This is a genomic window from Klebsiella sp. X13 (assembly GCF_003323835.1).
Taxonomy (GTDB): Bacteria; Pseudomonadota; Gammaproteobacteria; order Enterobacterales; family Enterobacteriaceae; genus Klebsiella; species Klebsiella ornithinolytica.
The window spans coordinates 531,336-543,459 of record NZ_CP030874.1; the positions used below are offsets into that span (position 1 = coordinate 531,336).

The window sequence follows — 12,124 nt, forward strand, 5'->3', positions numbered from 1 at the left end:
AAAGGAGAACCTTTATGAGTGCAAAAATTGGTATTTTCGCCATCGGTCTTGAAGCGTACTGGCCGCAGTTTTCGGGCATGAAAGAGCGGCTGATGGAGCATCATCAGCGGCTGCTGGAGAAATTCTCGCCGCGCGACGTCGTTGCCGCAGGCATGGTGGACAATCCGGCAAGAGCGCGGGAGGCGGGGCTGCGCTTTCAGGCGGAAGATGTGGATATTATTTTCTGCCACCTGACAACCTACGCCTCGTCCGAGGCCCTGCTGCCGGTAGTGCGCGCGCTGGGCAACGTGACGCTGGTGCTGCTGAACGTCCAGTCGGTTCCCGCGTTGGATCTGGATAGAACCTTGACTATCGACGACTGGCTGGGCAAAGGTTGTACCTGCGCCGGGCTGCCCGAAATGACCGCCGTGCTGCGCCGTTTCGAGCATCCTTTTGCGGTGGTTTCCGGCTACCTTGAAGGAGATACGATCCTTGATGAGAAGATTAGCCAGTGGTGCGACGCGGCCAACGCCTGCCGTCGCCTGAAGTCAGGGAACATCGGCATTCTTGGCCGTCCGTATCCGGGGATGATGGATCTCAACGTCGATGAGACGCAGATTTTCCGCACCTTCGGCAGCTACGTGAAGCATCTGAACTGGGAGGATATCGCGGCCAATATTGCCCACGGCTTTAACCAGGACGACATCGAGCGGGCGGATCGGGAGGTGAAAGAGGTTTTCCGCCTGCCGGAGGATCTGGATGAGCAGCATCTGACCTCAATGATTGAGGTCTATCTGGCCACCCGCAGGCTGGTGGATGAGCACCGGCTGATTGCGCTGTCGAACCACTTCGAGGTGCAGCCCAGCGGCTATATGCACCAGATTATCTCCGCATCGAATCCGGTCTTCTCCATGCTGACCCGGCAAGGGATCGCCTGCCCGGTTGAGGCCGACGTCAAAACGGCGATCGCGCTGACGCTGATGAAATCCCTGGCCGGCAGCGCAACGCTGACCGAGCTGTATTCGATGGATTTCAATCAGGATCTTTGCATCGTCGGGCACAGCGGGGCGGGCGATCCGGACATCGCCGATGAAAAATCCCTGCTCAAAATGAGCGCCGTCTTCCACGGTAAACCAGGCAGCGGTTTTCTGACCCAGTTCACTCCGGCCACCGGGCCGGTAACCCTGGCTTCCGTTACTCAGGGGGCCGACGGTCAGTACATGCTGGTGCTGGCCGAGGGCGAGCTGGTGGAAGGCAAAACGCTGCAGCTTGGGGATACGAACGCCCTGTTCCGCTTCCGCAAAGGGCTGCGCGCTTTTGTGGATGACTGGTCCGCCTGCGGCCCGACCCATCACTGCGCGATGGGACGGGGATACCACGCCCAGGCGTTTCATAAACTTGGGCAGCTGTTGAAGATCCCTGTCCACGAGGTGTGATCTTCAGGCGCACGATCGTCCTGATCCAATTGCTGTCGCGCGCCGTACGACCTGTGGGAAGCCCGCTTTCTCCCATTTAATCCTTACTTTTTTGTGATACCCGCTATCGCCTGGCCTCCCTTTGCCGAAATTTGGCCCGGGGAGCCTGACTATTCTCTTGTGAGGTTAATATGAACACGTTATCGACCCCTCCCACGGCCGTCGCCCACGGCAGACGCTACAGCTTTCTGGTCGCCATCGGGGCAAGCATCGGCGGCCTGCTGTATGGCTACGACACGGGCATTATTGCCAGCGCCTTGCTCTTTCTGCGCGAGGATTTCGCCATCGCGGACAACGCCTTTATGCAGTCGGTGGTCACCTCCGCCACGCTTCTCGGCGCGATATTTGGCGCGCTGCTGACCGGCCCGCTCTCGGATCGTCTGGGGCGGCGCAGAACCGTCATCGTCATCTCAATACTGTTTGCTTTATTCGCTCTCGGCTGCGCTTTAGCGACCTCCCTCAATATGCTGATTGTCATGCGTTTCCTGCTTGGCCTGGGCGTCGGAGGCTCCTCGCAAATTGTTCCGATGTATATCGCCGAGCTGGCGCCTGCCCATCGGCGCGGCGCTCAGGGCGTGCTGTTCCAGATGATGATCTGCGTCGGCACGCTGCTGGCCTACGCCGTGGGCTATCTGCTTGGGCCGTCCGGCGCCTGGGAGTGGATGCTCGGGCTGGCGGTTATCCCGGCGGTGATTTTTATCGTGATGATGCTGTATCTGCCGGAAAGCCCGCGCTGGCTGGTGGGCAAGCAGCAGCCTAAACGGGCGGAGGAAATCCTCGTCCGCGTAGGGCGCACCGGGCACGAAGCCGCTCAGGAAGTCAAGGAGATAGGGCGGCTGCATCAGGACCAGCAGTCGAGCTGGAGAGAGCTGTTCCAGCCCTGGGTGCGGCCCGCGCTGGTCGCCGGTCTGGGCATCGCTATTTTCTCTCAGGCTACCGGCATCAGCGCCATCATCTATTACGCCCCTTCCTTGCTGGTGATGGCGCAGTTTGGCAAGTCGGTGGCGATCCTCGGCTCAGTCGGGATCGGCGTGGTGCTCACGGTATTCACCCTGTTAGGCATTTGGCTGCTGGACGTGCTCGGGCGGCGGCGCCTGATGCTGATTGGCCTGCCCGGCGCGGTGGTGGTGCTGGCGGTGATGTCGATGCTGTTGCCATGGTCCGCCCACGCGCAGGAGCTGCTGAGTGACGGCCATAAAATTATCGTGCTGGCCTGCCTGCTGGGATATTTCGCCTTCAACGGCGGCAGCCTGTCGGTTGTGACCTGGCTGTACTGCGCCGAAATCTTCCCCCTTGGCGTGCGGGGCAAAGGCACGGCTTTGTGCTCGTTTGCGCTGTGGGTGGTCAACTTCCTCGTCACCCTGCTGCTCTATTTCACGGCCGATGCGCTTGGCATCGGCCTGGTGTTCGGCGCGCTGGCCGCGGTCAACGCGCTCGCCTGGGTCTTCGTGTGGCGCTACGCCCCGGAGACGCGGGGGAGAACGCTGGAGGATATCGAACAGAGCCTGCTTAACGGGCAGTTCAACGCGCGCAATGCCGTTTCTTCGGGCGTTTTGCTCAATAAAATCAACTCAGACTGAGAGGTCGTTATGGCATTTGAAACAGATATTCCGGACAGCCAGCGTGCGCTGTTCCTGATGGCGAAAGAAACCCTTGAGCTACAGACTACCGCCGTGCCGCAGCCGCAGGCCGGGGAAGTGCTGCTGAAAATCGGCTCGGTCGGCGTGTGCGGTTCGGATAAGCATTTTTACTTCGACGGCCGCTGCGGCAGCGAAATGATTACCGCGCCGATGATTATGGGACACGAGTTTGGCGGGGCGATTGTGGCGGTGGGGCAGGGAATTTCGCCGCACCGCGTCGGGCAGCGCGTATCGGTGGATCCGCTGGTACCCTGCGGCCGCTGCCGGCACTGTGTGCAGGGCAATTATAATATCTGTCCGACGCAGAAGTTTTTCGGCGTACCGGGTACCTATGGCGCCATGCAGCAGTATCTGTGCGTCCCGTCAGGCAACGCGCACGCTATCAGCGACGCCATTAGCGACGGCGCGGCGGCGATGGTTGAAACGATTTCAGTCGCTCTGGCAGGGGCGCAAAAAGGACGGATTGGTCTGGGGTCCCGCGTGTTAATCACCGGCGGCGGCCCGGTGGGGTTATTCGCCGTTCAGGTCGCTAAAACGCTGGGCGCCACGGAAGTGGTACTGGTTGAGCCTCAGGAGGGGCGGCGCAAAATTGCCCATGAGCTGGGGGCTGAAACGCTGAGTACTCTGGCCGATAACGACCGGCAGTATGACGTGCTGCTTGAATGCACGGGCGTACAGTCCGTGCGCCACGACGCCTGTCTGAGCGTACTTTCCGGCGGGCGGGCAATCATAATCGGCGTGGGTGAACAGGTGGGCGGCTTTCCCATGTCGGCAGTGATAGAACGTGAAGTCACCATTCACGGGGTGATGCGCTATAAGTTCACCTGGCCTGCGGTTATCGCGGCTCTGGAGGAGCAGAGGCTGAACGCCGATATTTTGATCAGCCGACGTTTGCCGCTGGCGCGCGCCCAGGAAGCATGGACGCTCCCGATGACGAATGAAATTAAGACGATGATCGACGTTAACGCCTGATTGACGTTAACGTCACTGTCAAAAGCTAAAGCCCGGTCTCGGGCTTTAGTTGGTTGCCGGATATTCCTGAACGGCGATATGCAGCGTGATTTTTTTGTCATCGCGCATGATAACCACCGGAATTTCTGAGCCTGGGCGGATTTCCGCGACCTGGTCCATGGTTTCGAGAGCAGAAACCGCCGGTTTGTCATTCACCGAAATGATCACGTCGTTGGCGCGGATACCGGCCTGGGCCGCCGGACCATCCGGAGCAACGTCATTAACCACAATCCCCTGCAGCTGATCGATGCCGCCGCCCTGAGCATGCAGCGGCGCAATCTCGCGGCCGCTGATACCGATATAACCGCGGATCACGCGGCCATCGCGGATCAGCTTATCCATAATCTTGGTTGCCAGCTGGAAGGGAATCGCAAAGCCGATCCCTTCCGGCGTTTCGCCATCGTTGCTTTTATCAAATGACAGCGTGTTGATGCCCATCAGTTCGCCCAGCGAGTTCACCAGCGCACCGCCGGAGTTGCCGTGGTTGATTGAGGCGTCGGTTTGCAGGAAATTTTGCCGTCCGGTCGGGTTCAGGCCGATACGACCGGTAGCGCTGATAATCCCTTGCGTAATCGTCTGACCGAGGTTGTAAGGGTTACCAATCGCGAGGACAACATCGCCGATATGCGGCACCCGTTTCGGGTTGATAGGAATGACCGGCAGGCCGGCATTGGCGTTAATTTTTAATACCGCCAGGTCAGTCAGGGTATCAGAACCAACCAACAACGCTTCAAAAACGCGACCATCCTGCAGGGCGACAATAATCTGATCCGCGTCATTGATGACGTGTTTGTTGGTCAGGATGTAGCCACGCTGGTCCATGATAACGCCGGAGCCCAGAGTCAGCTGATTATGGCTGGTACCGTTCAGCGCGCGGTTATAGACGTTGACCACCGCAGGGGCAGCGCGGCGAACGGCAGAATTATAGCTGGCGGGCGACTCGTCCGCGCTATCGTACTGGGTCGTCGTCGACAGTTGCCATTGACGCAGCGAAGGCATTACGGCCAACAGCAGGCCTCCGACGATCAAACCAATGAGTACAGAACGTAAAAACTTTCCAGGCATGATACCGGTATCGTTGATGGATGGACATGCGCAGCATAGCACGAGTTATCCGGACATCGTACTGCGGGCGATGTCCGGAAAGGCGTGTTATCGCAGCAGCAGATAGATGCTTTCGTTACCGCGAATGACGTTCAGGGCGATGACAGCCGGCTTGCTCTCCAGCACTTTACGTAGTTCGGCAATAGAGCGCACGCGCTCGCGGTTAAGGCCGATAATAATATCGTCCTTATGCAGGCCAACCTGCGCCGCCGGGCTTCCTTTATCGACGTTGTCGACGGCGACGCCTTTGGTGCCGTCTTTCAACTGACCGTCGCTCAGCGATGCCCCCTGAAGCGCAGGGATGATGAGATCGGCGCTGGCGGTAGACGAGGTGCTCTTATCCAGAGTGACTTCGACATCCAGCGGTTTCCCGTCGCGCAGCAGGCCCAGCTTCACTTTGGTGCCCGGCTCGGTCGTGGCAATTCGCGAACGCAGCTCGGCAAAGCTGCTCAGCGGTTTACCGTTCATGCTGACAATCACGTCGCCGGACTTAATCCCGGCTTTCGCTGAACCTGAATTTGGTAAGACTTCGCTGACGAAGGCCCCGCGCTGAGCGTCGATATTCATCGCTTTAGCAATATCCGCGCTCATTTCCATGCCTTTAATTCCCAGCAGGCCGCGTTTGATTTCACCAAACTGGATCAGCTGTTGAGCGAGGGTTTTCGCCATATTACTCGGAATGGCAAAGCCTATGCCGACGCTGCCACCGCCTGGCGCCAGAATCGCGGTGTTGATACCAATCAGCTCGCCGTTCAGGTTCAGCAGCGCGCCGCCGGAGTTACCCCGGTTGATAGAGGCATCGGTCTGGATAAAGTTCTCCAGTCCTTCAAGGTTGAGACCGCTGCGACCGAGTGCGGAAATAATGCCGGATGTGGCGGTCTGCCCGAGGCCAAACGGATTACCGACGGCCACGGCGAAATCGCCAACGCGAAGTTTATCGGAATCGGCGATCGCGATTTGCGTCAGATGGCTGGGGTTTTGTAATTGCAGCAGGGCGATATCGCTCTGATCGTCGCTGCCGACCAGCTTCGCATCAAATTCGCGGCCATCGTTAAGCTGAACGCTGATTTTCTGTGCCTGGCTGATCACGTGATTATTGGTTAAGACATAGCCTTTGGCGGCATCGATGATGACCCCGGAGCCCAGACCTTCAAAAGGCTGAGCCTGCTCCTGCGGCGCATTGTCGCCAAAGAACTTTTTCAACTCTTCCGGCATGTTTTGCGCCGGGGCGGCGGTCCCTTCAACCTGTACGCTCACGACCGCGGGCAGCACTTTTTCCAGCATCGGCGCAAGGCTTGGCAAAGCTCCCTGGCCGGGTACCTGCGTGGGTAACGATGCCGTCGCCGTAGGTAAAACCGACAACGATAACCCGATGCTTAACGCTAACGCACTCAACAGCAAAGTCTGTTTCTTCATTAGATGCTGGCTCTCGTAACCTGAGGTGTATGGAAAAACGTCCCGAATGGCCTGATGTTATTGAATTTTCAACCGGCTAACAATGCGGTCAATGATTAAATAATAGCTGGGATGTGGGGTTGAGGCGGGCGCAGAGAGTGCGCCCGGATAATATTTTTGCTGGCAGGGATAAATCAGTCGCGTTTTGCGCCACCGCGCAGCAGGCCGGATGCGCCTTCAGAATAATCGCGCGGCATCTGGACCGGTGCCTGATCGTTACCGGCTTCTGATTCTGCCAGACGATTGCGGAACGGGTTTGCATCCGCCATGGTATCCGGCAGCAGACTGCTGGAGCTTTTAGCCATGTGCTGATACAGCTGGCGGTAATCATCGGCCATGTTATCCAGCAGTTCAGCGCTGCGGGCAAAATGACTGACCAGCTCTTCACGATACTCTTCAAGCTCTGTTTTATTCTTTTCCAGTTCGAACTGCAGCGCCTGCTGTTGACGTAATTTGCGGTTGCCAAAACGCATGGCGACGGCACCGATGATGATACCGACAACTAGCCCAATTAGCGCATATTCCCAGGTCATGTACATCTCCCGTTGTTTTGTGGTTCCGTAGGGTGGCTGTAAGGCTCTCCGCCTGCGCCCGATAGTGCCACTATAACCGCTAATTCCACAGAAGTGGAATCCTGGCGTATCATCGCGTAGTGTAGAACGGCCTTTTTTTCGTCAATCGTGAGCTTCAGCATTACGGTTTTCAAGGAATAACAATTAGATCATGCAAAGCCTGTCCCCAACATCGCGTTACCTTTTAGCTCTCAAAGAGGGCAGCCATCAACCTGACGACGTCCAGCAGGAAGCGGTAAGCCGCCTCGATACTATCTATCATGAACTGCAGAATAAACCCGTTCCGGCGCCGCAAAGCAGCGGCCTGCGGGCAAAATTCGGCAAACTGCTGGGTAAGCGTGAACCTACCGTCGAGACGGCTGCCGTACGTGGCCTCTATATGTGGGGGGGCGTCGGGCGAGGGAAAACCTGGCTGATGGACCTGTTTTATCATAGCCTGCCCGGCGATCGTAAGCAGCGCCTGCACTTCCATCGCTTTATGCTGCGCGTCCATGAAGAGCTGGTGGCCCTGCAGGGACACAGCGACCCGCTGGAAATCCTCGCCGATCGCTTCAAGGCGGAAACCGACGTTCTCTGTTTTGATGAGTTTTTTGTCTCCGATATTACTGATGCCATGCTGCTGGGCGGTCTGATGAAAGCCCTGTTTGCGCGTGGCATCACGCTGGTGGCTACCTCGAACATTCCGCCAGATGAGCTCTATCGCAACGGCCTGCAGCGCGCCCGTTTCCTGCCCGCGATCGAGGCGATTAAACAGCATTGCGACATTATGAATGTGGACGCGGGCATTGATTACCGCCTGCGCACGCTGACGCAGGCCCATCTTTGGCTGTCGCCGCTCGATGCGCAGACGCAGCAGCAGATGGATAAACTGTGGCTGGCCTTAGCGGGGGCGAAACGCGAGCAGACGCCGACGCTGGAAATTAACCATCGACCGCTCCCGACATTAGGCGTCGAAAACCAGACGCTGGCGGCCTCGTTTGCTACCCTATGCGTGGACGCGCGCAGTCAGCACGATTACATCGCGCTTTCGCGCCTGTTCCATACCGTCATGTTGTTTGATGTACCGGTGATGACGACGCAGCTGGAGAGTGAAGCCCGGCGGTTTATCGCCCTGGTGGATGAGTTCTACGAGCGGCACGTTAAGCTGGTTGTCAGCGCCGCGGTGCCGCTGTATGACATTTATCAGGGAGAACGGCTGAAGTTTGAGTTTCAGCGCTGCTTATCGCGCCTGCAGGAAATGCAAAGCGAAGAGTATTTGAAACGCCCGCATATGCCTTAACTGGCGGGCGTTCCCCCGCGCATCGTGTTGCCATGACATAAGGATATCGCGCGGCAACGCGCCGCCGAAAAAAGCAGGTTCAAATCACATAAAGGGGTCGATCTTTGGCCCCGACTTCTCTATAATCTTGCGACCCCACGTTACAAGAAGGTTTTTTTCCCAAAACTTTCTATAGTGCCGGCATAGGCTATTCGAAGGGGTAGGTTTGCTGGACAATGTCGTGTGAACCTCAACTGACTAAACGTTTGGGTGTTCACCAACGTGTAACTTATTATTTGGGTAAGCTTTTAATGAAAACTTTTACAGCTAAACCAGAAACCGTAAAGCGCGACTGGTATGTTGTTGACGCGACCGGTAAAACTCTGGGCCGTCTGGCTTCTGAACTGGCTCGTCGCCTGCGCGGTAAGCATAAAGCGGAATACACTCCGCACGTCGATACTGGTGATTACATCATCGTTCTGAACGCAGAAAAAGTTGCTGTAACCGGCAACAAGCGTGAAGACAAAATGTACTACCATCACACCGGCCACATCGGTGGTATCAAAGAAGCGACCTTTGAAGAGATGATTGCTCGCCGTCCTGAGCGTGTGATTGAAATCGCGGTTAAAGGCATGTTGCCAAAAGGCCCGCTGGGTCGTGCTATGTACCGTAAACTGAAAGTTTACGCGGGTAACGAGCACAACCACGCGGCACAGCAACCGCAAGTTCTTGACATCTAATCGGGATTATAGGCAATGGCTGAAAATCAATATTACGGCACTGGTCGCCGCAAAAGTTCCGCAGCTCGCGTTTTCATCAAACCAGGCAGCGGCAAAATCGTTATCAACCAGCGTTCTCTGGAACAGTACTTCGGTCGTGAAACTGCCCGCATGGTAGTTCGTCAGCCGCTGGAACTGGTCGACATGGTTGAGAAACTGGATCTGTACATCACCGTTAAAGGTGGTGGTATCTCTGGTCAGGCTGGTGCGATCCGTCACGGTATCACCCGCGCTCTGATGGAGTATGATGAGTCCCTGCGTGGCGAACTGCGTAAAGCTGGCTTCGTTACCCGTGATGCTCGTCAGGTTGAACGTAAGAAAGTCGGTCTGCGTAAAGCACGTCGTCGTCCTCAGTTCTCCAAACGTTAATTGTTTTCTGCTTACGCAGAACAATTTGCGAAAAAACCCGCTTCGGCGGGTTTTTTTATGCATAAACCTGCGGTTATCCACAAGCAAATCGCCTGTTCTTACCACTTTTTCAGCATTTCCAGAATCCCCTCACCACAATGCCTTCAAGATCTGGTAAACTATCATCCAATTTTCTGCCCAAATGCTGGTGATTGTTCGTTTTTTGTTTTTTTCGCATAAACAATAATGACTTCACGCGAATGGGGTTTTTACATCTGGCTGGCCACGCGTGGCTGGTAGCAGTACAAAAATTCTGAATATACCTGGAGGTTTTCATGGCTGTCGCTGCCAACAAACGTTCGGTAATGACGCTGTTTTCTGGTCCTACTGACATCTATAGCCACCAAGTCCGCATCGTGCTGGCAGAAAAAGGTGTTAGTTTTGAGATAGAGCACGTGGAGAAGGACAACCCACCTCAGGATCTGATTGACCTCAACCCGAATCAAAGCGTACCTACGCTGGTGGATCGTGAGCTCACTCTGTGGGAATCCCGCATCATTATGGAATATCTGGATGAACGTTTCCCGCATCCACCGTTAATGCCGGTCTATCCGGTCGCGCGTGGAGAAAGTCGTCTGTACATGCAGCGTATCGAGAAAGACTGGTATTCGTTGATGAACACCATTCAGACCGGTACCGCAGCGCAAGCGGATACCGCACGTAAACAGCTGCGTGAAGAGCTGCAGGCGATTGCGCCTGTCTTCACTCAGAAACCTTACTTCCTGAGCGATGAGTTCAGCCTCGTTGATTGCTATCTGGCGCCGCTGCTGTGGCGTTTGCCGGTTCTCGGTGTTGAAGTTATTGGTGCCGGCGCGAAAGAGCTCAAGGGCTATATGACTCGCGTCTTTGAACGTGATTCCTTCCTCGCTTCTTTAACTGAAGCCGAGCGTGAAATGCGTCTCGGTCGGGGCTAACCGATGGATGTATCGCAGCTAACGCCGCGTCGCCCGTACCTGCTGCGGGCGTTTTATGAGTGGCTGCTGGATAACCAGCTGACTCCACACCTGGTTGTGGATGTGACACTGCCAAACGTACAGGTGCCGATGGAGTATGCGCGCGACGGACAAATCGTTCTGAATATTGCTCCCCGCGCCGTGGGTAATCTGGAACTGGCTAATGACGAAGTCCGCTTCAACGCGCGCTTCGGCGGTGTCCCGCGTAATGTTTCCGTGCCTATGGCTGCCGTTCTGGCTATCTATGCTCGTGAAAACGGTGCGGGTACCATGTTCGAACCTGAAGCGGCTTATGATGAAGACGTCACCACCCTGAATGATGACGATGCATCGGTAAGCAATGAAAGCGAGACGGTCATGTCGGTGATCGACGGCGATAAGCCGGATCACCATGATGATGACCCGGATGATACGCCTCCGCCGCCGCGCGGTGGGCGTCCGGCGCTGCGCGTCGTGAAGTAATCCAGCAGGTCGTGGATTTCAGATTGCAGGCCCTTCGGGGCCTGTTCTGTTATCTACGCCGCCAGCATGGCATTCTTGTGTTAAGATGGTCCGGTCGTCACTTGCTGTCACACATCACACATGGTCCCTATGAGCGCATTTGATCCCCAGACAGAAGAAGCATCCACCCCAATCGGTAACAGCCTGCACCGCCGTCCTCTGGCGCGCAAAAAGCTGTCGGAAATGGTGGAAGAAGAGCTTGAGAATATGATTCGCCGCCGTGAATTTGCCGAAGGCGAGCAGCTACCTTCTGAACGTGAGCTGATGACGTTTTTCAACGTCGGACGACCTTCTGTGCGCGAAGCTCTGGCCGCCTTAAAGCGTAAAGGACTGGTGCAGATTAACAACGGTGAACGCGCCCGCGTCTCACGGCCTTCTGCCGACACCATCATTGGCGAACTTTCGGGGATGGCGAAGGATTTTCTCTCTCACCCCGGCGGGATTGCGCATTTTGAACAGCTGCGTCTGTTTTTCGAGTCCAGCCTGGTTCGCTATGCTGCGGAACACGCCAGCGACGAGCAGGTTGCAAAGCTGGAGCAGGCGCTGAAGATCAACAGCCAGTCGCTTGATGATAACGCGCTGTTTATCCGTTCAGACGTTGAATTCCACCGCGTACTGGCGGAAATTCCCGGGAATCCTATCTTCCTGGCTATCCATGTCGCCCTGCTGGACTGGCTCATCGCCGCACGCCCTACCGTCCCGGAGCACGAGCTTCACGAACATAATAACGTGAGCTATCAACAACATATCGACATTGTTGATGCGATCCGCCGCCATGACCCTGACGAGGCCGATCGCGCCTTGCAGACCCACCTCAATAGCGTTTCCGCCACCTGGCACGCCTTCGGCCAGAAAAAACAATCACGTAAGTAACAAGAGCGATCGTCTGGATCCTCGTTTAGTGAAGCCGATCGCATAATAAGCGTTCCCTATGAGGCCGTCGCTTAATTCATCTGGTATAACAGGTATAAAGGTACATAGTTAATCAT

Annotated in this window: 12 protein-coding genes; 9 read left to right on the forward strand and 3 right to left on the reverse strand. The window is 56.2% G+C overall.

Annotated features, from left to right (window positions below; all coding sequences use genetic code 11):
• The first annotated feature begins 14 nt into the window (after positions 1-14).
• From DSD31_RS02615 to DSD31_RS02625, 3 genes are all read left to right on the forward strand, one after another.
• A complete protein-coding gene (locus tag DSD31_RS02615; protein WP_113990817.1) occupies positions 15-1,415 on the forward strand; it encodes a sugar isomerase in 1,401 nt (466 codons plus the stop codon).
• A gap of 170 nt (positions 1,416-1,585) precedes the next feature.
• A complete protein-coding gene (locus DSD31_RS02620; protein WP_064367926.1) occupies positions 1,586-3,034 on the forward strand; it encodes a sugar porter family MFS transporter in 1,449 nt (482 codons plus the stop codon).
• A gap of 9 nt (positions 3,035-3,043) precedes the next feature.
• Positions 3,044-4,066 carry an alcohol dehydrogenase catalytic domain-containing protein gene (locus DSD31_RS02625; RefSeq protein ID WP_071359797.1) on the forward strand — a complete coding sequence of 341 codons (1,023 nt, stop codon included), beginning with the start codon at positions 3,044-3,046 and terminating at the stop codon, positions 4,064-4,066.
• Between the two features lie 45 nt (positions 4,067-4,111).
• Here DSD31_RS02625 and degS read toward each other — a convergent pair whose 3' ends face one another.
• The 3 genes from degS to zapG all read right to left on the reverse strand — a co-directional run bounded on the left by degS (position 4,112) and on the right by zapG (position 7,197).
• The gene (gene degS, locus DSD31_RS02630) at positions 4,112-5,170 is read right to left on the reverse strand and encodes an outer membrane-stress sensor serine endopeptidase DegS (RefSeq protein WP_004868231.1); all 1,059 of its coding nucleotides are present in this window, start codon (positions 5,168-5,170) and stop codon (positions 4,112-4,114) included.
• 87 nt (positions 5,171-5,257) lie between these two features.
• Positions 5,258-6,625 carry a serine endoprotease DegQ gene (gene degQ / locus DSD31_RS02635; protein WP_004868228.1) on the reverse strand — a complete coding sequence of 456 codons (1,368 nt, stop codon included), beginning with the start codon at positions 6,623-6,625 and terminating at the stop codon, positions 5,258-5,260.
• 173 nt (positions 6,626-6,798) lie between these two features.
• Positions 6,799-7,197: a Z-ring associated protein ZapG gene (zapG, locus tag DSD31_RS02640; protein ID WP_004868227.1), complete on the reverse strand. Its 399-nt coding sequence runs from the start codon at positions 7,195-7,197 to the stop codon at positions 6,799-6,801.
• A 190-nt stretch (positions 7,198-7,387) separates the two neighbouring features.
• On the opposite strand from zapG, the gene zapE reads away from it, so the two are divergent.
• From zapE to nanR, 6 genes are all read left to right on the forward strand, one after another.
• Positions 7,388-8,515 (forward strand): cell division protein ZapE, encoded by a 1,128-nt coding sequence (gene zapE / locus DSD31_RS02645; protein WP_044346960.1) that lies wholly within the window; start codon positions 7,388-7,390, stop codon positions 8,513-8,515.
• 290 nt (positions 8,516-8,805) lie between these two features.
• Positions 8,806-9,234, forward strand: a complete 429-nt coding sequence (rplM, locus tag DSD31_RS02650; RefSeq protein ID WP_004868222.1) for a 50S ribosomal protein L13 — start codon at positions 8,806-8,808, stop codon at positions 9,232-9,234.
• A 15-nt stretch (positions 9,235-9,249) separates the two neighbouring features.
• A complete protein-coding gene (gene rpsI / locus DSD31_RS02655) occupies positions 9,250-9,642 on the forward strand; it encodes a 30S ribosomal protein S9 (RefSeq protein ID WP_003025138.1) in 393 nt (130 codons plus the stop codon).
• 314 nt (positions 9,643-9,956) lie between these two features.
• Positions 9,957-10,595, forward strand: a complete 639-nt coding sequence (gene sspA / locus DSD31_RS02665; RefSeq protein WP_004868218.1) for a stringent starvation protein SspA — start codon at positions 9,957-9,959, stop codon at positions 10,593-10,595.
• Between the two features lie 3 nt (positions 10,596-10,598).
• Complete coding sequence (gene sspB / locus DSD31_RS02670) at positions 10,599-11,096, forward strand: ClpXP protease specificity-enhancing factor (protein WP_004868216.1); 498 nt, start codon at positions 10,599-10,601, stop codon at positions 11,094-11,096.
• A gap of 120 nt (positions 11,097-11,216) precedes the next feature.
• Positions 11,217-12,008, forward strand: coding sequence for a transcriptional regulator NanR (nanR, locus tag DSD31_RS02675; protein ID WP_015585646.1), 792 nt, complete (start codon positions 11,217-11,219; stop codon positions 12,006-12,008).
• Positions 12,009-12,124: the final 116 nt, after the last annotated feature.

Coding starts and splice junctions, on each gene's coding strand:
- DSD31_RS02625 (WP_071359797.1), top strand. CDS start 3,044: ATGGCATTTGAAACAGATATTCCGGACAGCCAGCGTGCGCTGTTCCTG.
- degS (WP_004868231.1), bottom strand. CDS start 5,170: ATGCCTGGAAAGTTTTTACGTTCTGTACTCATTGGTTTGATCGTCGGA.
- sspB (WP_004868216.1), top strand. CDS start 10,599: ATGGATGTATCGCAGCTAACGCCGCGTCGCCCGTACCTGCTGCGGGCG.
- nanR (WP_015585646.1), top strand. CDS start 11,217: ATGGTCCCTATGAGCGCATTTGATCCCCAGACAGAAGAAGCATCCACC.
- zapE (WP_044346960.1), top strand. CDS start 7,388: ATGCAAAGCCTGTCCCCAACATCGCGTTACCTTTTAGCTCTCAAAGAG.
- zapG (WP_004868227.1), bottom strand. CDS start 7,197: ATGACCTGGGAATATGCGCTAATTGGGCTAGTTGTCGGTATCATCATC.
- rpsI (WP_003025138.1), top strand. CDS start 9,250: ATGGCTGAAAATCAATATTACGGCACTGGTCGCCGCAAAAGTTCCGCA.
- DSD31_RS02620 (WP_064367926.1), top strand. CDS start 1,586: ATGAACACGTTATCGACCCCTCCCACGGCCGTCGCCCACGGCAGACGC.
- rplM (WP_004868222.1), top strand. CDS start 8,806: ATGAAAACTTTTACAGCTAAACCAGAAACCGTAAAGCGCGACTGGTAT.
- degQ (WP_004868228.1), bottom strand. CDS start 6,625: ATGAAGAAACAGACTTTGCTGTTGAGTGCGTTAGCGTTAAGCATCGGG.
- sspA (WP_004868218.1), top strand. CDS start 9,957: ATGGCTGTCGCTGCCAACAAACGTTCGGTAATGACGCTGTTTTCTGGT.
- DSD31_RS02615 (WP_113990817.1), top strand. CDS start 15: ATGAGTGCAAAAATTGGTATTTTCGCCATCGGTCTTGAAGCGTACTGG.